Source organism: Acinetobacter sp. 24-47-39, from assembly GCF_056783825.1.
This window is the reverse complement of record NZ_JBWYIP010000010.1, coordinates 76,504-96,489: the sequence shown is the minus strand read 5'-3', so window position 1 is coordinate 96,489 and position 19,986 is coordinate 76,504. Positions and strand designations below refer to the sequence as shown.

Genomic DNA, 19,986 nt, shown 5'->3' with positions numbered 1-19,986 from the left:
AACTCATTATGTTTTAACTTTTGATTTTATAAATTCATCACTTTGAAATGTATAATATCGTGAAACTTCTAGTGACACATTTTCATGAAAATTCGTATCTTGACCATTGGTCAAAAAATGCCAGCATGGGTTCTTACTGGTTTTGAAGATTATTTCAAAAGAATTCAACCTTTTGTACAAACTCAAATTGTTGAGCTTCCTATGGCGAAACGCGGAAAGAATGACTCTGAAGCTGATATTTTAAAATACCGTAATATCGAAGGCGATAGCATTTTAAATGCACTGAAAGGAAATGAACTTTTAATTGCACTTGAAGTGGGAGGAAAAGAGTTTAGTACAGAAAAATTAGCTGAAACCATGAAAGGTTGGATGCTTGAAGGGAATGATGTTGTGCTCGCGATTGGTGGACCTGATGGACATTCTGATGCAGTTCGTAAAGCTGCTGCTTGGCACTGGTCTTTATCTAAATTAACGCTACCCCACCCTATGGTTCGCATTCTGTTGATTGAACAACTTTACCGTGCCATAAGCATTAATCATAACCATCCGTACCATCGTGCTGGATAATCGTTCCGAATTTGCAACATGATGTTCAAATTTAAATGGTTACTCTGACTTCTAAAATTTGCGATGATCACCTCATACATCTAAGAATGGAACCACCCTCATGACTATTCAAACGCTACCTGGCTTATTCATCTCACATGGCTCTCCAATGCTGGCTTTGAATCCTGAACAGGTTGGTCCAGCTTTACATCGCTTGAGTCTCAATTTGCCCAAACCTAGAGCGATAATCGTCATGTCTGCGCATTGGGAAAGCAATGCACTCGAAGTAAGTACGGGGATTAGACCTGAAACATGGCACGATTTTCGAGGTTTCCCAGATGCACTCTATGAAATTCGCTATCCTGCCCCTGGTGCTCCAGATGTTGCTGAACAAGTTTTAAATTTATTCGCTGAGGCACAAATTACTGCACATGCCAATAGTACGCGACCTCGTGATCATGGCGTATGGATGCCTTTATTACATATGTATCCAGAAGCTGATATCCCCGTAGTCGAAATCTCTTTACCCATGACGATGTCTGCTGAAGAGATATTTAAAATTGGTCAAGCTCTCGCTCCATTAAGAGATCAGCAAATATTATTAATTGGCTCGGGAAGCATTACTCATAATTTAAGAGAGCTTGCTTGGCATGGTGAAACGAGTGAAGTTCCAGAATGGGCATCAACTTTTAGAAACTACGTGGTGCAGCAGCTCACTCATTCGGATTATCCTGCTATTTTAGCGTGGAATACGATTCCTTATGTTCATCGTAACCACCCTACGATAGAACACTTTGCACCTTTATTTTTCTCTATGGGCACTGGTGATCGTTTTAGCATTGTACATAATAGTTTTACCATGGGTGCTTTAGGAATGGATATTTATCGCTTTGATTGAGAGAAAATAAAATATCATTTTTTAAATGACCATCACGAAATAATCATCGATCAATGGATACATTTTGATACTGAAAAGTGCAGAATGTATCCATAATTTTTTAGATCTCCTGCGTTATCCTTCCTCGGATCAATACAATTTAGAAAGCTTGTTATGAAATTAAAATTAATTACCTTGGCTATTTTGCCTATCACACTTGCTGCGTGTCAGACTTCCGATCTACAAAAAGCTGGGGATTTAGCTGTGTCTGTGCTTCAACAACAAAATGCTGATCAAACTCTCGCTGCATACCAATGGCAAGCCAATCCACAAAATGCGCCTCAACCAATCACTTTAAACTTCACCGCTGATAAAAAACTTTCAATTCATACGAGCTGCAATACTTTATTTGGCGGGTTTGAGCTAAAAAACAATACTATCGTAGCTGCTCAACTTGCATCTACCATGAAGGGATGTAATGGTTTGGCTGCCGAACAAGAACGCTTTGCTGGAAATCTATTTTCCCAAGCTGCTGTTCCTTTCGTGCTTAATTTAAATGATCGTGATAATCCAACGTTGACTTTGGTACAGCCGAATGGTGAAAAGATTATCTTCACGGGTAAAATGACACCTGAAACCAAATACAAAACTCAAGGTGAAACCATATTTCTTGAAATTTCGCCAGAAACTAAACAATGTACTGGTGTAGCTCCCCAAACTTGTCTACAAGTCAGAGAAATAAAATACAACGATAGTGGTATTAAAACGCAAGTCGATAAAGACTGGACTTTATTCTACGATCAAATTGAAGGTTTTTCACATAGTCCGAATGAACGTCAAATCATTCGTGTAAAACGTTATGAAATTAAAAATCCTGCTGCAGATCAATCAAAGTATGCTTATATTTTTGATATGGCTGTAGAGCGTGAAGCTGTAAAAGGTTCTTTATAAAGAATAAAAAACCGAGGCTAAGCCTCGGTTTTTTTATTTTTGAATATATTCTTAGAATACACCCTGAGCTAACATCGCATCAGCAACTTTTACGAAACCAGCAATGTTCGCACCATCTACATAATTCACAGTACCATCTTCTTGAGTACCGAATTTTACGCAGTTACGGTGAATTTCTTTCATGATTGCATGTAAACGCTCATCTACTTCTTCGAAAGACCAACCTAAACGAAGCGCATTTTGAGACATTTCAAGACCAGAAGTTGCAACACCACCTGCATTGGATGCCTTACCTGGAGCATATAGAATTTTTGCTTCAACGAATTTTTCAACTGCTGCAAGTGTAGAAGGCATATTTGCACCTTCAGCTACGCAAATCACACCATTTGCAAGCAATTTATCCGCATCATCAGCATCTAATTCATTTTGTGTTGCACATGGAAGTGCGATATCACACTTAATACCCCAAGGACGTTGCCCTTCAAGATATTCAAAACCATGCTTCGCTGCAAACTCAGAGATACGACCACGTTGAACGTTTTTAAGCTCCATTACTTCAGCTAAAAGCTCAGGAGTTAAACCGTCTTTAATGTATACAGTACCAGCTGAATCTGAAAGTGAAACAACTTTTGCGCCCAAATACATTGCTTTGTCAGCAGCAAACTGTGCAACGTTACCCGAACCAGAGATTGTAACTACCTTGTCTTTGAAACTGTCGTTACGAGTCTTAAGCATTTCCTCAGCGAAATACACTGTGCCGTAACCAGTTGCTTCAGGGCGCGCTAGTGAACCACCAAAAGTTAAACCCTTACCTGTAAACACGCATGAAGTGTCATTGCTGAGCTTCTTCATCATACCAGCCATGTAACCAACTTCGCGGCCACCAACACCAATATCACCCGCAGGAATATCTGTGTCAGAACCTAAGTGACGGTATAACTCGATCATGAGTGCTTGGCAGAAACGCATGATTTCGCCTTCTGATTTACCTTTAGGGTCAAAATCAGAACCACCTTTACCACCACCCATTGGTAGTGTAGTTAACGCATTTTTGAAAGTCTGTTCAAAACCTAAGAATTTTAGGATTGAAAGGTTCACTGAAGGGTGGAAACGCATACCACCTTTGAATGGACCAATTGCTGAGTTGTACTGAACACGGAACGCACGGTTAACGTGTGTTTGACCTTGATCATCAACCCAAGAAACGCGGAATTGAATCGCACGTTCAGGTTCAACTAAACGTTCTAATAAACCATGAGCTGCATACTTAGGGTTCTTTTCAATAAAAGGCCATAAGCTTGTCATCACCTCTTCAACAGCTTGAAGAAATTCTGGTTGATGTGCATCACGTGTTTTAACGTAGTCTAGGAAGTCGTTAAGGCTGTTGTATTTCAACGCTTAATCCTCAGCAGAAAATGGATCAAAATTGGTCAAAATTTCAATATATTGATAAGTTTTGGCGCAAAGTATTAAATATCTTTTACAGGCACTGTACAATAGTTTTCATAATTTTTTTTAATATTTTTTTAATTTCAATTACTTAATTATAGTATTTAATAATTTTAAATTATCAAATTCATTACTTTTAATTATGGATTAATGCTTATTCGGCGCTTTTATTGCGCGATAAATGACCCATAACAGCGCACCCCAAACTAACACTAATCATGTTAAAATCATTCATATTTCGCACCTATGATCTCCTTTTCGCTTGATTAAGTTTTAACGTACATGCACGCACAAATCTCATTGATACAACAAGTTGATGCTTTCCTACCTCAAACCCAATGTGGTCTATGTGGCCACCGTGATGGTTGTTTACCTTATGCTAAAGCTATTGTAGAAGGAGAAGACGCGAATAAATGTGTCCCTGGCGGTCAACCTGTTGCTGACGCAATTGCTCACTTACTGAATCGCCCTAAGCTTAAAGCTGAAGAAAGCGTTTGGCCAATTCAATCTGATGGTCGCCCACAGCGTATGAAAGCGATCATACGTGAAGACGAGTGTATTGGTTGCACTAAATGCATCAGTGCTTGCCCTGTAGATGCCATCATTGGATCAGGAAAGTTAATGCATACTGTGTTAACTGATCTTTGTACTGGATGCGAATTATGTATACCACCTTGTCCAGTTGACTGTATCGATCTTGTTGAAGATTTACAGCCCATACCAAATCAGCAAGCCCGCTTCCTAGAACAAAATGATCTTAGAAATCGTTATTATGCTCATATTCAACGTGAGGAAAATCGCAGTCTTCATCGCAAAGGTCCTGTCGTTAAAGCTGAAATTGATACTGCGCTTTTTGCTCAGTTTTCAAAACAATTACAATCAGTACCTACTATTCAAACGATAAAAAAAACAGCGCTTCATAAGACATTAGATGCAAAATCTACAATCGAACTTGCCAAATTACGTACACAAATTAAAAAGCTTGAAAAACAACTTGCTGTACGTGAGAGTGTCGATAAGCAAGAGCAACTCAATACTTTATATGAAAAACTCAATTCAATTGAGGGTGTTTAAATGAACGTTAAAACACCTAAAACTGTAAAAAACATGACAAAAAAGCAAATTCAAATTTTTTTTGAAAGATTAAGAGCTCAACGCCCAACCCCTAAAACAGAGCTGAATTATTCTTCACCCTTTGAGTTGTTAGTTGCTGTGACCTTATCAGCACAAGCCACTGATGTAAGCGTAAATAAGGCCACAGATAAGCTTTTCCCTGTAGCAAACACACCTGAAGCAATCTATGCCTTAGGTGTAGAAGGATTAAAATCTTATATTAAAACAATAGGTCTCTATAACTCTAAAGCTGAAAATGTCATCAAAGCTTGTGAAATATTGATTAAACAACACAACAGTATTGTTCCTCACAACCGTGCTGATTTAGAAGCACTTCCGGGCGTAGGTCGAAAAACTGCAAATGTGGTATTAAATACCGCTTTTGGTCAACCAACCATGGCCGTTGATACCCACATCTTTCGATTAGGTAATCGTACTGGACTTGCGGTAGGAAAAAATGTACTCGAAGTTGAACACCGTCTAGTTAAAGTGATTCCAAAAGAGTTTATTGTAGACGCTCATCATTGGTTAATTTTACATGGACGTTATTGCTGTATTGCGCGGAGGCCAAAGTGCAATGAGTGTGTTGTGAGTGATGTGTGCAACTGGCCTGAACGTTTCGAATATGGAGCGACAAGACAGATCGATTTAAAACAGGTTTAACGATCAAGAGATTTTTTTTGATCTTTTTTCTCTTTATCTAATTTCATCTGTTTTTGACTATCGCGAAGTAATTTAAAACTTATAAATACCAAAAAAGACAATACTGCCAAGCATGCAAGCATCAATAAAATAATGGCAATATTTTGCACTTGTTTACCTTCACATCATAAAAAAGAAGCCCTAATATGACTTAGGGCTTCTTTTTTGTCAAAGCTGAATAATGGTTATTTAGTTTGATCTAAAATTGCAAAAAGTTCTTTTTGAACTTCTTCAATAGGACGAAGTCCATTCAACTTATCATACGTTGGCGCATTTTCACCTGAAGCTGCACGCCCTTGGTAAAAGCCAACCAACTGTTCAGTTTCAGTATGATACGAACCTAAGCGCTTACGAATTGTTTCTTCTTGGTCATCTGGACGCTGAACTAAATCTTCACCAGTTTCATCATCTTTGCCTTCCACTTTTGGTGGGTTGTAGACGATATGATAAACACGACCTGATGCTGGATGTTGGCGACGACCCGATAAGCGTTTAACGATTTCTTCATCAGGCACATCAATTTCGATCACGTGATCAATATCAATGCCTTCTTTTTCCAAAGCTTCAGCTTGAGGAATCGTACGAGGGAAACCATCAAAGATACAACCATTTGCACAATCTGGTTGTGCAATACGCTCTTTAACCAGACCAATAATCAGTTCGTCAGAAACTAGACCACCATTGTCCATTACAGATTTTGCCTGTAGACCGAGTTCAGTTCCTTCACGAATTGCAGCACGGAGCATATCACCGGTTGAAATTTGTGGGACATTGTAGCGCTTGCAGATCAACTGAGCTTGAGTACCTTTACCTGCTCCAGGTGGTCCGAGTAATATAATGCGCATAAATAAACATCCTCATTTTAACTATATCGACGATACTTGGTTAATGTCTTTGGTAGGCACCAATCCAGCATCTATTTATAAGAAAGCCACAAATAAATGAATCAGACCCGCGAAGAAACCTGTTACCCCACCTAGCACAATTAAGATCCATTCGTCTTCCTGGAATGCAGGACGTAATAGATTTTGAAACTCGCGCGGCGTTAATTCACGGATACGTTCTTTAAACATTTGATAGATTTTCTGTGCGCGGCTCGCATTAAAAGCTGGGTCGCATACAGGCACCATCGTAATTTCAATTGAGCGATCGATCAAGTCTGTCTTGAGTTTTGCATACTCTTTTGGACCTAAAGATAGCTGTAATGATGTACGAACCAATGGTGTTTCCATGATTTCATTGATATGACGTTTGACAATACGGCGTGTTTTGTCTTTTTTTCCACCATACATCATTTCCATCATAATAGATTTCAATGTAATCAAATCTTCAGTCACTACACGGGCAAATACATCTGATACTTCTTCTTGGCGCTTCATAAACGCACCTTGAATATTATAAGAACCAATGCGTGGAATAACAGGTTTTATCCAAGGGAATTTACGATCTTGAGTTAACTCAAAGAATTGTGGATAACGAATATAATGTGGCTCAACTGGATTAAATACCATCCAAATTGCAATCCAATTCGTTAAAAAGCCCCAAATTGCTGCCCAGAATGGTACGGTCCAATGCCAAGGCACGACAAACCAAACGATCATTTGGAAGATACCGAAGAACATACCAATTAATGCACTGATATGCCAAATGAAGTTAATTTCTTTTTGGCCCACTTTTAGGAACATATTGACCATCAATTGACGGTCGCCTTCCATTTGACTCACTACCATCGCACGCATATCCACGAGCGACTCAACATTTAAAGTTAATTCGGTTACGAGCTCTTTCAAAACATTTGGAAGTTGCTTATGTGCTTGCGCATAAATACGTCGCTTGATTGAGTAAGGTAAGTTTTCCCATAGAACCGCATTGCGATCCATCATCACTTCATCAATTAAGTGCTCTAACTCGAAGCCAACCTGTTCACCAATGATACGAGCAGTATCCTCGGGATCCATCGCATCTAAGAACTCTCGTAAGGAGCCAAGTTTTGATAGTGTATTGTCGGTAATAATACCCGATATACGTCCTGCCTTACGTGGAACAATTCCTTGCCATCCCACCGGAAGCGGACCTAAGTGAAAACCCCAAAACTTAATTGGATAAAACACCATTTTGAGTGCCATCCAGACGTGAGCCCAAGTCACAAATGCGGTTACTGGGATAATACTCAGTACTGCATAAAAATCAGGTCGATTGACGAAGGCTTGCCACAAATCACTCACATATCCAAACATTCATGACTCTCATATTCATATATCTAATTGCAGTCGAACTTGAGGTATAAAACCATAAAGCTTTCTAAAATCCTACACTTAAGGTGTAGGAAAACTGTAGTTCTGGTTTAGTTTCAAAAATCACTTGGTTTCCTTGCGTGATTTCCTCTCCTGCTTTTATCCCTACACTAAATGTACTAATTCTTTCTTTATTCAGCATGACATAAGATAAATCTATACCACCACCGAGTTGAGATTCCTTTTCACCATTGACTGTTTTTGATTTTAGATGACCAGCAAATGCACCTAAATAAAATCCATTTAAGTCCTTAGTTCCGAGAATTATTGGGTAACGAAAACCGACTTGAGCACCCACATCGTGGTCGTCATTTAAGAAAGCGCCAAGCTTTCCGTATCCAATACCGTATGGAGTGACGTATTCTAAATTCCCATGCGCTAACCGTTGTGTAACACCAGCACCCACATTTATTTTAGAAAATTGTTCTGGTTTCAATTTTGCTTCAGGATAAAACGATGAAAAATCTGCGTATGCTAAATTCCCTACCCACATCATGACAGCAAAGGAAACGATTTTTCTCATTATTTTCTCCATTCTCTCAAACTGAGAACAATATTATTATTCATCCATAGTGCTTCGACTTTAACAGAATAATTTTCGTTCTTATATACAACAAGCTTTAAAATTAGTGTCTATTTGGTCAAATTTTAATTTTTATAACATACGAACTATTTATGAATTTTTCAAATTTTATAGTCAATCTGAGTTAAAATACTTTGATATAAAGTCAGCTTTTACCCGCAAAAAAGTAAAGATCTATGAAGCAGCAGTTCCCACTGAAGAATGTACAACAAGAAAAGCGAATTTTTCGCAGTCGAGTGGTGTTTGCTATTTGCGTGGTAATCTTTTTTTTACTTGTTCTATTGTCTCGATATGCGTATCTGCAAATTGTGCATTACGACCAGTTTAAAGATGCATCGGACAAAAACCGAATTCGTTTACAACCGATTTCCCCTGCCCGCGGTTATATTTTTGATCGTAACGGCATTCTACTGGCTGACAATTATCCAGTTTTTACGGCTACATTAAGTAAAGCGGATGTACCTGATATTGAAGATACGGTAGAACGCCTTAGAAAGATTATTGACTTGAGCGAAGAAGACATCGAACGCTTCATGAGTCGTGTGAAAACCGCAAAAAAGACTGAACGTGTAACGCTTAAACTAAACTTAACTGAAACAGATATCGCCAAATTTAGCGAAGTAAAGTTTAAATTTCCTGGTGTTTCTATTGAAACCCAAATGACGCGTTATTACCCACATGGTGAATTATTTGCCCATGTTATTGGGTATGTCGGTCGTATTAACGATAAAGAACTCAAAAGCATTGATAAAGATGCTTACGCAGGTACAAATCTGATCGGTAAAATTGGTGTAGAAAAATTTTATGAAGACCTGTTGCATGGCTCACCTGGCTTTGAATCTATTGAGACAGATGCTTTCGGTAATGTCTTACGGAAATTAGGGCGTAAAGATTCTGTACGCGGTAATGACCTCTATTTATCACTTGATTATGGTCTCCAAACCGTAGCTGCTGAGCAACTTGCGGGGCGTCGTGGTGCAATTGTTGCAATGGATCCACGTACAGGTGAAATTTTAGCGCTCGTTTCAAGTCCGAGTTTCAACCCAAATTTATTCGTAACCGGTATCAGTCATACGGACTACAGTGCCCTTCGTGACAATTTAGATCAACCACTTTATAACCGAGCAGTTCAAGGGACTTATCCACCAGGTTCTACCATTAAGCCTATGGCTGCATTAGGGGGTATTCACTACGGTATTGTCGATTGGTCAACTGCTATTTCAGATCCAGGTTATTTCCACTTACCAGGAGACTCTCACAAATTCCGCGACTGGAAAAAAACGGGTCATGGTGTAGTCAATATGCACAAATCCATTGTTGTCTCTTGTGATACTTACTATTACGTTCTTTCTTACCAGATGGGGATCGATCGTATGAACACATGGATGCGTCAGTTTGGATTTGGTGAGAAAACGGGTGTAGACCTTCCTAGCGAAAGTACAGGCTTGTATCCTTCGCCAGAATGGAAAATGCGTACTCGCAATTCTAAATGGCTCAAAGGTGAAACAATCTCAGTCAGTATTGGGCAAGGTGCATTCACTTCTACCCCTTTACAACTCGCGATGGCAACTGCAATTACAGCAAATCATGGCGCCCATGTTACACCGCACGTATTGCGTGAAACCAAAGGAACAAAGCAATTCAAAGTTCACAATGCACCAGATTATAAAATTGCCTTCAATGGTACTGATGAAGATTGGATAAAGATGCGTGATGCCATGGTGGATGTGATCCAATCTGGAACAGGTAAAGGTATTCGTGGTGGACTGCAATATCAAATTGCGGGTAAAACAGGTACCGCTCAGGTCAAGAGTATTGCGCAAGGTAAAAAGTATAACGAAGCTTTATTAACTGAACGTCAACTCGATCACGGCTTATTTGTAGGCTTCGCCCCTGCCGACAACCCAGAAATAGCGATTGCAGTGATATGGGAAAATGGTCGTGGAGGTTCAGGAGCAACCGCACTCGCACGACCTGTATTAGATTATTGGTTACTCCATCGTGATCGTAAACCAATAAAGCCGATGAATCATGTTGTCAGTGGCGGCCTAATGACAGCAGGCATTAAGCCTGGTGAATTACCTAGCGGATCTACCAATTTGTCAGCCGATCCGAATGCACTTCCTCGTGAACTCCAAGCATCACGTAACAGCAACAGTGCAACGAATGCAACGAATGCAACGAATGCAACGAATGCAACGAATGCAACGAATGCAACGAATGCAACGAATGCAACGAATGCAACGAATGCAAACACTGACACTCAACGTAACACGAGTCAATAAATGAAAAATCAACTCCGCATCATTGGTGGTGAATGGAAACGCCGTGTATTACCTTTTGCCACTATTGAGGGTTTAAGACCAACACCAGATCGTGTACGCGAAACTTTATTTAATTGGTTAATGTGGGATATTCAACAAGCGCAGGTGCTAGATGTTTGCGCTGGATCTGGTGCATTAGGTTTTGAAGCGCTATCTCGAGGGGCAGCTCATGTCACGATGATCGAACCTAATTTAGAGCAAAATAAATTTTTAAAATCAAACTTAGCGCTTTTAAATGTGAATAATGCAAAACTGATTCAAAGCACTGCCCAAATCGCGCTAAAACAACTCTCAAACAATCAATTCGATGTAGTTTTTTTAGATCCTCCCTATAGTTTAAATCTTTGGGAGGAGTTGGCTTCATTGATTGACCCAAAACTCAAAGCAGATGCATTTATTTATGTCGAAGCCGATCAACCATTGTCATCACTTAATCTACCTTCTTCATGGCACCTCATAAAAGAAACCAAAGCTGGAACAGTTAAATCAGGCCTTTATCGAAAAATAGATTAGACATTTAAAACGTCTGATTCCAAAAAATCCGAATCAATCTGCCTCGATCGTAGGGAAACGAGGATAAAAACTCGTACCCTATCGTTTGATTCTGTTTCAGCAAATACTCAACACCATATCCAAACGTAATGCTTAATTGTTCCAGATTTGATAAGTCAAAATGACCTGTATCAAGTTTATTCTTCAATTCATTCCGATCAAAAGCCGTGAAATTAAAAAATTGAATACGTTCGGATTGAAAAATTGAATGCGTCAATACATTAAATCTCGAATATTCTTTCTCATTTAATTCTGCAATCTTGGTCTGTTCACTATTTAAATCTTCTATGGCAGGCTCATAGTGAAGTTCTTGCTGAGCTTCAAAAAAATTAAAAATGAGATTTTGATCATTCGTATTTTCATCATGATCCAAGGAATTCGCGTGAACAGCAGAAATTGAAAAAAACATCAAAGCTTGTAAATAAAGTTTTAAATTTTGAATCATATTAATTTTACGTTTCTATATCTTATTATTATGCATGAAAAAAAGCCTCCACTCAGGAGGCTTTTTTACTTAAAGCATTAAGCTAGACCTTTTTCTTTAAGTACTTCTAGCATCGTTGAACCAAGTTCAGCTGGGCTACGTGTATATGCCATTCCAGCACGTTCAAACGCAGCGAATTTTTCTTCTGCCGTGCCTTTACCACCTGAAATAATAGCACCAGCATGACCCATTCGCTTACCTTTCGGTGCAGTCACACCAGCAATATAACCAACAACGGGTTTGGTCACATTTGATTGGATATATTCTGCCGCTTCTTCTTCAGCTGTACCACCAATCTCACCAATCATAATAATTGCATCTGTGTCTGGATCATCTTGGAACAGTTTCAAAGCATCAATCTGATTCATACCAGGGATTGGATCTCCACCAATACCAATACACGTTGATTGACCTAATCCTAACTTCGTAGTTTGTGCAACAGCTTCATAGGTCAACGTACCAGAACGCGAAATAATACCGATTCGTCCTGGCTGATGAATATGTCCTGGCATAATACCAATCTTACATTCACCCGGCGTGATAACACCTGGACAGTTTGGACCCACTAAGCGAGTGCCATTTCCATTGGTTTCTAGATAGCGTTTCGCTTTCAGCATATCAATGGTTGGTACACCTTCAGTGATAACAACAATCAGTCCAACGCCAGAGTCAACTGCTTCAACGATAGAATCCAATACAAATGGTGCAGGAACGTAAATGACCGATGCATCAGCACCAGTCTCTTTCACTGCATCTTTCATTGTATTGAATACAGGTAGATTTAAATGAGTTTGACCGCCTTTACCTGGAGTCACACCACCCACAACCTTAGTACCATAAGCCAAAGCTTGTTCTGAGTGGAATGTACCATTTTTACCCGTAAAGCCCTGTACCAATACTTTAGTGTCTTTATTAATTAATACGCTCATGATTGATACTCCTTATGCTTTTACTGCAGCAACAATTTTTTCTGCGGCATCAGATAAGCCGTTTGCAGAAATTAGTTTAAGACCAGATTCATCAAGTAATTTTGCACCTAGTTCTGCATTATTCCCTTCTAAGCGAACAACAACAGGCACTGTTACATTTACTTCTTGAACCGCTGCAATAATTGCTTCAGCAATCATGTCACAACGCACAATACCACCGAAGATATTGATCAGCACACCTTGTACTGACTGATCCGCTAAAATGATCTTGAATGCTTCAATTACACGCTCTTTGGTTGCGCCACCACCTACATCCAAGAAGTTTGCTGGTTGACCACCATAGAGTTTAATGATGTCCATGGTTGCCATTGCAAGACCTGCTCCATTCACCATACAACCAATATTACCTTCTAAAGCAACATAGTTAAGGTCAAACTCAGATGCCTTGAGCTCACGCTCATTTTCTTGCGATTTATCTCTTAAAGCAGAAACTTCTGGCAAACGATATAAAGCATTCGAATCAATACCGACCTTGGCATCAACACACAAAATTTCACCATTTTCACGGACTGACAATGGATTAATTTCAAACAATGCGAAATCATTTTCTACGAACGCTTGATAAGCTGCAGACATAATTTTAACAAATTGATTAATCTGTTTATCTTTCAGCTCTAAAGCAAAAGCGACTTCACGAGCTTGGAAAGGAAGTAAGCCAACCAATGGATCTACTTCAACTTTAATAATTTTTTCTGGAGTTTCTTCAGCGACTTTTTCAATTTCGACACCACCTTCAGTAGAAGCCATGAAAGTAATACGACGTGATGAACGATCAACAACTGCGCCTAAATACAATTCACGCTCAACTGGATAGACATCTTCTGCAACGAGTACACTGTTAACTGGTTGCCCATTTGCATCCGTTTGATATGTAACTAAACGAGTACCAATAATTTGCGAAGCATATTCTTTTGCTTCATCAGCTGACTTAACGACTTTAACGCCGCCAGCTTTTCCACGCCCACCGGCATGTACTTGTGCTTTCATAACAGCGAATTTGCCGCCTAGCTGTTCAAATGCTTTTACTGCTTCCTCTGCATTTGTAGCGATGATGCCTTCCTGAACTGGCATACCATATTTTTTTAACAGCGATTTCGCCTGATACTCGTGTAAATTCATTGTTTTACCTTTTACTACTTTTCACTTTTTATGACACACCAATATTTAAACTTCCTTCGCAATAAATATTGGCATTTATTAAATTTAGTATTCTAGTTTTAGATGATTATTCAAACAAAAACAACCACCAAATGCAAAAAGAGCGGCCTCAGCCGCTCTTTTTTGTGTTATTTACGTTTACGCTGAATCGCGTGAATCGCTCGCCCATCTACTGCTAACGCAGCTTCATGAACTACTTCAGAGAATGTTGGGTGACCAAATGTCATTAATTGAAGATCTTCAACGCTTGATACAAATTCAAGTGCGATCATACCTTGGTGAACGATATCAGACGCAGCAGGTCCAATCACGTGCATACCAAGCAAACGATCCGTTTTAGCGTCAGCAACAAATTTCACGAAACCAGCGTTTTCTCCTGCTGCCATCGCACGACCATTCGCTGCGAAACCAAATTGACCTGTTTTAACTTCGTGACCTTTTTCTTTCGCTTGTTCTTCTGTTAAACCAACCCACGCCGCTTCAGGGTGTGTATAGATCACAGAAATAATCGTGTCATAGTTCACTTGAGCTGCGTGACCATGAATACGTTCAACAGCCATTACGCCTTCTTCCATTGCTTTATGTGCAAGCATTGGACCACGTACTAAGTCACCAATTGCATATACACCTTCAACAGAAGTTGCACACCAATCATTTACTTCAACCAAACCACGTTCAGTAAGTTTAATGCCAGAATCTTCTGCTAATAAACCTTCTGCATACGCTTTACGACCCACGCAAACGATCAATTTGTCGAAAGTCTGAGTTTTGTCTTCGCCACCTTGAGTGTACTTAACTGTCACTTCACGACCATTGATTTCTGTACCAGCTACTTTTGCGCCAACACGAATATCAAGACCTTGCTTCGTTAATACTTTTTGGTAATCTTTAGCCAAAGCTTTATCAGCCATTGGTAAAAAAGCATCCATTGCTTCAAAAACAACAACCTCTGCACCCAAACGACGCCATACTGATCCTAGTTCAAGACCAATTACACCTGCACCAATTACACCTAAACGTTTAGGTACTTCTTGGAATTCAAGCGCACCGGTAGAATCAACGATAAGATCTTGATCTACAGGAGCAACAGGAATATTTACAGGAACAGAACCAGAGGCAAGAATGACATATTTAGGTTCTAAAATTTGAGTTTCACCTTCATGTGGAACAAACTCAACTTTTTTACCAGCTAATAATTTACCTGTACCCTGCAACCATTCAATACCGTTACCTTTCAATAGGCCATCGATACCCATTGTAAGTTGGTTGACGATTTTATCTTTACGAGCAAGTAACTTTTGAAGATCGAATTTCACTTCGCCCGTTGTAATACCATGATCATCTAAATGATGAACAGTATCTTCATAACGATGTGAAGAGTCTAAAAGTGCTTTAGATGGGATACAACCCACGTTCAAGCAAGTACCACCTAAAGATGGTTTTCCTTTATGAATACGCTTTTCAATACATGCAACTTTGAAACCCAGTTGTGCTGCACGAATAGCAGCTTCATAACCACCTGGACCACCGCCGATTACTACTAAATCAAATTGTTGAGACATTCTTCTCTCCAAAAATGGGCCTAGAGGATCGCTCTAAGCCCATGGATTTATTCTTTAGAATTAAAGATCAAGGATAAGTTTAGCTGGTTCTTCTAACAATTCTTTGATTGTTACAAGGAAACCTACTGCTTCTTTACCATCAATTAAACGGTGGTCATAAGAAAGCGCTAAATACATCATTGGTAAGATTTCAACTTGACCATTTACCGCCATTGGACGCTCTTGGATTTTATGCATACCCAAAATTGCAGTTTGTGGCGTATTTAAAATTGGTGTTGAAAGCAATGAACCGAAAGTACCACCATTAGTGATCGTGAATGTACCACCTGTCATATCTTCAATGCCGAGCTTACCATCACGTGCTTTGAATGCGTAATCACGAATACCATTTTCTACTTCAGCATAGTTCATGCGATCAGTATCACGTAATACTGGAACTACTAAACCACGGTCAGAAGATACCGCTACACCGATGTCATAGTAACCGTGATAAACGATATCATCACCATCAATTGAAGCATTTACAGCTGGGTAGCGTTTAAGTGCTTCAGTTGCAGCTTTAACAAAGAATGACATAAAGCCTAAACGAGCACCATGACGCTTTTCAAAAGCATCTTTGTACTGAGCGCGCATGTCCATGATTGGCTTCATGTTGACTTCGTTGAACGTCGTTAACATTGCTGTTTCTTGCGTTGCAGCAAGTAAACGCTCAGCCACACGCTTACGAAGACGTGTCATAGGAACACGTTTTTCAATACGCTCACCTACAGCTACGCTTAATGGTGCAGCAGCAGGAGCAGCAGGTTTAGATTGGTGATTCGCCACATCTTCTTTAGTGATACGGCCACCACGACCTGTACCTGAAACTTCTGATGCATTGATACCAGTTTCAGTTAATGCCTTACGAACAGCTGGAGCTTGGTCTTGAACAGGAGCTTGAGCACGTTCAACAACCGGAGCAGCACCCGCTTCTGTAGCAGCCGCAGCTTGTTCAACTTTCTCTTCAGATTGAACAGCTTGAGTTTGAGAAGCACCAGAAACAGCACCTGCTTCAAATGTAGCAATTACTTCATCAGAAAGAACTGTGTCGCCTTCGCCTTTAATGATATTTGCAATCGTACCATCTGCAGGAGCAACAACTTCAAGTACAACTTTATCCGTTTCGATATCACAGATCACTTCATCACGTGATACCGCTTCACCTGGTTGTTTGTGCCAAGTTGCAATTGTTCCGTCTGCAACTGACTCTGGGAATACCGGTGCTTTAATTTCGGTTGCCATTCTTAAGATTCTCCTGATTATTCTGCTACGATCGCAAGCGCTTCGTTAACGAGTTGTGCTTGTTGTTTTGCATGTAAATATGGTGAGCCACAAGCCGGTGCAGCAGATGCTTCACGTCCTGCATAGCTGATTTGAATTTGTTGACCTGACTTCATAACACCTTCGTATAAACGTGGTGCGATGAATAACCATGCGCCTTGGTTCTTCGGTTCTTCTTGCGCCCAAACAAGCTCTTTCATATTTGGATATTGTGCAAGTACTTCCGCTAAACGTGCTTCTGGATATGGGTACAATTGTTCAACACGAACAATAGCAGTGTTGTTCAATTCATTTTCACGACGTTTTTCAAGTAAATCGTAATAAACCTTACCACCGCAAAGCACTACACGAGTCACATCCAACTTATTAATGTTATCAACTTCATCAATCACAGTTTGGAAAGTTCCGTTCGCCAATTCATCAAGATTAGATACCGCTAATTTGTGACGTAATAATGACTTTGGAGACATGATAATCATTGGTTTACGAATTGGGCGAATCGCCTGACGACGTAAAGCATGGAAAATCTGTGCAGGAGTTGTAGGCGTCATCACTTGCATGTTTTCTTCAGCACATAGCTGTAAGAAACGCTCTAAACGTGCAGATGAGTGTTCTGGGCCTTGACCTTCAAAACCATGTGGAAGAAGCATCGTTAAACCACAAACGCGCTCCCACTTTGTCTCACCAGAAGCAATGAATTGGTCAATAACAACTTGAGCACAGTTCGCGAAGTCACCAAATTGTGCTTCCCAAATAATTAAGCTCTTAGGTAGAGTTGTTGCATAACCATATTCGAATGCCAATACTGCCATTTCAGACAATAATGAGTCATAAATCGCTGTACGCGGTTGATTTTCTTTAATATGGCAAAGTGGAATATACGTCGAACCGTCTACTTGGTTATGAAGCTTCGCATGACGATGCGAGAATGTACCACGACCAACATCTTCACCAGTTAAACGAACAAGATAACCCTCGTCCAATAACGAAGCATAAGCTAGAGTCTCAGCTGCACCCCAGTTCAATGGCATTTCACCAGTTTGCATTTTAAGACGATCATCGATCACCTTAGAAACTTGACGCTGCATCACGAAGCCTTCAGGAAGCTCACGCATTTTGCGACCAAGTTCTTTTAAACGCTCTTCAGGGAAAGTAGTATCCCAAACGTCAGTGTATTCGTGACCTAAGTATGGCGTCCAGTCAACGAACATTTTTTTATTCGGTTCAAGTACAAGTGCATTAGCAACATGTTTACCTGCTTCTAAATCAGCACGGTAATCTTCGATCATCTGATCTGCAGTCGCACGATCAATTACACCTTCTTGTACTAATTTGTCAGCATATAATGCACGAGTCGTCGTTTTCTTATTAATGACTTGATACATCATTGGCTGAGTTGCTGCTGGCTCATCTGCTTCATTGTGACCGCGACGACGGTAACAGAACATATCGATAACAACGTCTTTACGGAAAGTATGACGGAAATCATGTGCAAGTTGAGCAACAAACAATACAGCTTCAGGATCATCACCATTCACATGGAAGATTGGTGCCTGAATCATTTTCGCGATATCAGTACAGTATTCAGTAGAACGTGCATCACGTGGATCTGATGTTGTAAAACCAACTTGGTTATTGACAACAATATGAACTGTACCACCTACCGTATAACCACGTGTTTGTGACATTTGGAAGGTTTCTTGGTTCACACCTTGACCAGCAAATGCAGCATCACCATGTACGATTACTGGTAATACGTCATCACCACCAATGTCTTTACGACGAACTTGACGAGCACGTACTGAACCTTCAACTACAGGCCCTACGATTTCTAAGTGTGATGGGTTAAATGCCAATGCCAAATGAACTTCGCCACCTGGAGTCATTACGTTTGACGAGAAACCTTGGTGATACTTAACGTCACCAGAACCTTTCTTGTGAAGTGATTTACCTTCAAATTCACCGAAAAGATCTGCTGGGTTTTTACCCATGATATTGACAAGCAAGTTGAGACGACCACGGTGTGGCATACCGATCACAACTTCTTTACATCCCACAGAACCTGCGCGTTGAATAACAGCATCAACCATCGGAATGAAAGATTCACCGCCTTCCACACCAAAGCGCTTAGCACCAACATACTTATTGCCTAAGTATTTCTCTAAGCCTTCAGCTGCAGTTAAACGTTCAAGAACATGTTTCTTTTGTTCTGCTGAAAAACCAAATTGACCTTTCACACCTTCAAGACGTTGTTGAATCCAACGTTTCTCTTTAGTGTCAACAATGTGCATATATTCAACACCAATAGAAGCGCAATACGTCGCCTCCATCGCATTGACCATTTCACCTAAAGTTGCTTCAGTTTTGCCAATTGCAAGATTACCTGTATTGAATACAGTATCTAAGTCAGATTTGGTTAAACCATGAGCCGCTAGATCAAGATCAGGCACTTCTTCTCGTTTTGCCAAACCTAATGGATCTAATTTTGCTTTTTGATGACCGCGGTTACGGTATGCAGCGATTAATTGTAATACGCCAATCTGACGACGCTCGTGCTCAGAACTAACTGAACTTTGAACGACAGGCTGAATACGGTTTGAGTTACGACCCAATAAAAGGAATTGCTCACGTACATTGCTGTGTGGTTGATCCCCTTTTGGGAACTTACCAAAGTATTCTTGCCAATCAGCACCGACTGATTCTGGAGCAACTAAATACTGCTCATAAAGTTCTTCAATATACGCTGCACTGTCAGCGGAAAGTTCAGTGTCAAGACGCAATGCGTCAGCAACTTCTTGCATTTGTGGACCCATTTCCTATTGCAAAACATTACAGGGAGCTTTCTAAGCTCGCCCATGATTGATAATGCCAAATCGGTAAATTGACATTCACCCATCTGGTACAAAAGACCATGGGGCGTATAGCATTAGAGAGTTTCTAATACCAATGACGAATCATAACGCCCTCATTGGCATCATCACTCATCTTTATACTCGATAAAATTACCGAGCAATTTTTGCAAATTGACTTAGAAAAAAATAAAAATATTAGTCTTTTCTAAAGCAACTTTTCAATTTGATTA

18 protein-coding genes are annotated in these 19,986 nt (G+C 40.0%); 7 read left to right on the top strand and 11 right to left on the bottom strand.

The features are described from left to right. Positions 1-84 precede the first annotated feature (84 nt). The 3 genes from rlmH to AC1M9C_RS10365 all read left to right on the top strand — a co-directional run bounded on the left by rlmH (position 85) and on the right by AC1M9C_RS10365 (position 2,374). On the top strand, positions 85-567 hold the full coding sequence (rlmH, locus tag AC1M9C_RS10375; protein ID WP_481953646.1) for a 23S rRNA (pseudouridine(1915)-N(3))-methyltransferase RlmH: 483 nt from the start codon (positions 85-87) through the stop codon (positions 565-567). Between the two features lie 100 nt (positions 568-667). Further along, complete coding sequence (locus tag AC1M9C_RS10370) at positions 668-1,444, top strand: DODA-type extradiol aromatic ring-opening family dioxygenase (RefSeq protein ID WP_481953645.1); 777 nt, start codon at positions 668-670, stop codon at positions 1,442-1,444. A gap of 153 nt (positions 1,445-1,597) precedes the next feature. Further along, on the top strand, positions 1,598-2,374 hold the full coding sequence (locus tag AC1M9C_RS10365) for a DUF4377 domain-containing protein (RefSeq protein WP_481953644.1): 777 nt from the start codon (positions 1,598-1,600) through the stop codon (positions 2,372-2,374). 51 nt (positions 2,375-2,425) lie between these two features. Here AC1M9C_RS10365 and gdhA read toward each other — a convergent pair whose 3' ends face one another. Next, positions 2,426-3,769 (bottom strand): NADP-specific glutamate dehydrogenase, encoded by a 1,344-nt coding sequence (gene gdhA, locus AC1M9C_RS10360; RefSeq protein WP_481586470.1) that lies wholly within the window; start codon positions 3,767-3,769, stop codon positions 2,426-2,428. A 336-nt stretch (positions 3,770-4,105) separates the two neighbouring features. Here gdhA and AC1M9C_RS10355 point away from each other — a divergent pair, with 336 nt between their 5' ends. Together AC1M9C_RS10355 and nth are read left to right on the top strand one after the other, a co-directional pair. Continuing rightward, on the top strand, positions 4,106-4,897 hold the full coding sequence (locus AC1M9C_RS10355; RefSeq protein WP_035268482.1) for an RnfABCDGE type electron transport complex subunit B: 792 nt from the start codon (positions 4,106-4,108) through the stop codon (positions 4,895-4,897). Then, complete coding sequence (gene nth, locus AC1M9C_RS10350) at positions 4,898-5,599, top strand: endonuclease III (RefSeq protein WP_481586471.1); 702 nt, start codon at positions 4,898-4,900, stop codon at positions 5,597-5,599. On the opposite strand, the gene AC1M9C_RS10345 is transcribed toward nth, so the two are convergent. The 4 genes from AC1M9C_RS10345 to AC1M9C_RS10330 all read right to left on the bottom strand — a co-directional run bounded on the left by AC1M9C_RS10345 (position 5,596) and on the right by AC1M9C_RS10330 (position 8,455). Then, positions 5,596-5,748: a hypothetical protein gene (locus AC1M9C_RS10345; protein WP_171076785.1), complete on the bottom strand. Its 153-nt coding sequence runs from the start codon at positions 5,746-5,748 to the stop codon at positions 5,596-5,598. The genes nth and AC1M9C_RS10345 overlap by 4 nt on opposite strands. A 75-nt stretch (positions 5,749-5,823) precedes the next feature. Beyond that, complete coding sequence (gene adk / locus AC1M9C_RS10340) at positions 5,824-6,483, bottom strand: adenylate kinase (protein ID WP_035268488.1); 660 nt, start codon at positions 6,481-6,483, stop codon at positions 5,824-5,826. A gap of 75 nt (positions 6,484-6,558) precedes the next feature. Beyond that, positions 6,559-7,875 carry a hypothetical protein gene (locus AC1M9C_RS10335; protein WP_481586472.1) on the bottom strand — a complete coding sequence of 439 codons (1,317 nt, stop codon included), beginning with the start codon at positions 7,873-7,875 and terminating at the stop codon, positions 6,559-6,561. Between the two features lie 64 nt (positions 7,876-7,939). Then, positions 7,940-8,455: a hypothetical protein gene (locus AC1M9C_RS10330; RefSeq protein ID WP_481586473.1), complete on the bottom strand. Its 516-nt coding sequence runs from the start codon at positions 8,453-8,455 to the stop codon at positions 7,940-7,942. Between the two features lie 236 nt (positions 8,456-8,691). On the opposite strand from AC1M9C_RS10330, the gene mrdA reads away from it, so the two are divergent. After that, positions 8,692-10,800 carry a penicillin-binding protein 2 gene (mrdA, locus tag AC1M9C_RS10325; RefSeq protein ID WP_481953643.1) on the top strand — a complete coding sequence of 703 codons (2,109 nt, stop codon included), beginning with the start codon at positions 8,692-8,694 and terminating at the stop codon, positions 10,798-10,800. Further along, the gene (gene rsmD / locus AC1M9C_RS10320) at positions 10,801-11,352 is read left to right on the top strand and encodes a 16S rRNA (guanine(966)-N(2))-methyltransferase RsmD (protein ID WP_035268497.1); all 552 of its coding nucleotides are present in this window, start codon (positions 10,801-10,803) and stop codon (positions 11,350-11,352) included. A gap of 4 nt (positions 11,353-11,356) precedes the next feature. Here the strand turns inward: rsmD and AC1M9C_RS10315 are convergent, their stop codons facing one another. The 6 genes from AC1M9C_RS10315 to AC1M9C_RS10290 all read right to left on the bottom strand — a co-directional run bounded on the left by AC1M9C_RS10315 (position 11,357) and on the right by AC1M9C_RS10290 (position 19,705). After that, positions 11,357-11,836 (bottom strand): hypothetical protein, encoded by a 480-nt coding sequence (locus AC1M9C_RS10315; protein ID WP_481586475.1) that lies wholly within the window; start codon positions 11,834-11,836, stop codon positions 11,357-11,359. Between the two features lie 77 nt (positions 11,837-11,913). Then, positions 11,914-12,804, bottom strand: coding sequence for a succinate--CoA ligase subunit alpha (gene sucD, locus AC1M9C_RS10310; RefSeq protein ID WP_035268498.1), 891 nt, complete (start codon positions 12,802-12,804; stop codon positions 11,914-11,916). A gap of 12 nt (positions 12,805-12,816) precedes the next feature. Beyond that, the gene (sucC, locus tag AC1M9C_RS10305) at positions 12,817-13,983 is read right to left on the bottom strand and encodes an ADP-forming succinate--CoA ligase subunit beta (RefSeq protein ID WP_035268500.1); all 1,167 of its coding nucleotides are present in this window, start codon (positions 13,981-13,983) and stop codon (positions 12,817-12,819) included. A 167-nt stretch (positions 13,984-14,150) separates the two neighbouring features. Beyond that, on the bottom strand, positions 14,151-15,584 hold the full coding sequence (lpdA, locus tag AC1M9C_RS10300; RefSeq protein WP_035268502.1) for a dihydrolipoyl dehydrogenase: 1,434 nt from the start codon (positions 15,582-15,584) through the stop codon (positions 14,151-14,153). A 60-nt stretch (positions 15,585-15,644) separates the two neighbouring features. Next, the gene (odhB, locus tag AC1M9C_RS10295; RefSeq protein WP_035268505.1) at positions 15,645-16,865 is read right to left on the bottom strand and encodes a 2-oxoglutarate dehydrogenase complex dihydrolipoyllysine-residue succinyltransferase; all 1,221 of its coding nucleotides are present in this window, start codon (positions 16,863-16,865) and stop codon (positions 15,645-15,647) included. A gap of 17 nt (positions 16,866-16,882) precedes the next feature. Then, a complete protein-coding gene (locus AC1M9C_RS10290) occupies positions 16,883-19,705 on the bottom strand; it encodes a 2-oxoglutarate dehydrogenase E1 component (RefSeq protein ID WP_035268518.1) in 2,823 nt (940 codons plus the stop codon). Positions 19,706-19,986: the final 281 nt, after the last annotated feature.

Coding starts and splice junctions, on each gene's coding strand:
- sucD (WP_035268498.1), bottom strand. CDS start 12,804: ATGAGCGTATTAATTAATAAAGACACTAAAGTATTGGTACAGGGCTTT.
- AC1M9C_RS10330 (WP_481586473.1), bottom strand. CDS start 8,455: ATGAGAAAAATCGTTTCCTTTGCTGTCATGATGTGGGTAGGGAATTTA.
- mrdA (WP_481953643.1), top strand. CDS start 8,692: ATGAAGCAGCAGTTCCCACTGAAGAATGTACAACAAGAAAAGCGAATT.
- AC1M9C_RS10365 (WP_481953644.1), top strand. CDS start 1,598: ATGAAATTAAAATTAATTACCTTGGCTATTTTGCCTATCACACTTGCT.
- AC1M9C_RS10335 (WP_481586472.1), bottom strand. CDS start 7,875: ATGTTTGGATATGTGAGTGATTTGTGGCAAGCCTTCGTCAATCGACCT.
- rsmD (WP_035268497.1), top strand. CDS start 10,801: ATGAAAAATCAACTCCGCATCATTGGTGGTGAATGGAAACGCCGTGTA.
- AC1M9C_RS10315 (WP_481586475.1), bottom strand. CDS start 11,836: ATGATTCAAAATTTAAAACTTTATTTACAAGCTTTGATGTTTTTTTCA.
- sucC (WP_035268500.1), bottom strand. CDS start 13,983: ATGAATTTACACGAGTATCAGGCGAAATCGCTGTTAAAAAAATATGGT.
- AC1M9C_RS10370 (WP_481953645.1), top strand. CDS start 668: ATGACTATTCAAACGCTACCTGGCTTATTCATCTCACATGGCTCTCCA.
- rlmH (WP_481953646.1), top strand. CDS start 85: ATGAAAATTCGTATCTTGACCATTGGTCAAAAAATGCCAGCATGGGTT.
- adk (WP_035268488.1), bottom strand. CDS start 6,483: ATGCGCATTATATTACTCGGACCACCTGGAGCAGGTAAAGGTACTCAA.
- AC1M9C_RS10355 (WP_035268482.1), top strand. CDS start 4,106: ATGCACGCACAAATCTCATTGATACAACAAGTTGATGCTTTCCTACCT.
- AC1M9C_RS10290 (WP_035268518.1), bottom strand. CDS start 19,705: ATGCAAGAAGTTGCTGACGCATTGCGTCTTGACACTGAACTTTCCGCT.
- odhB (WP_035268505.1), bottom strand. CDS start 16,865: ATGGCAACCGAAATTAAAGCACCGGTATTCCCAGAGTCAGTTGCAGAC.
- lpdA (WP_035268502.1), bottom strand. CDS start 15,584: ATGTCTCAACAATTTGATTTAGTAGTAATCGGCGGTGGTCCAGGTGGT.
- nth (WP_481586471.1), top strand. CDS start 4,898: ATGAACGTTAAAACACCTAAAACTGTAAAAAACATGACAAAAAAGCAA.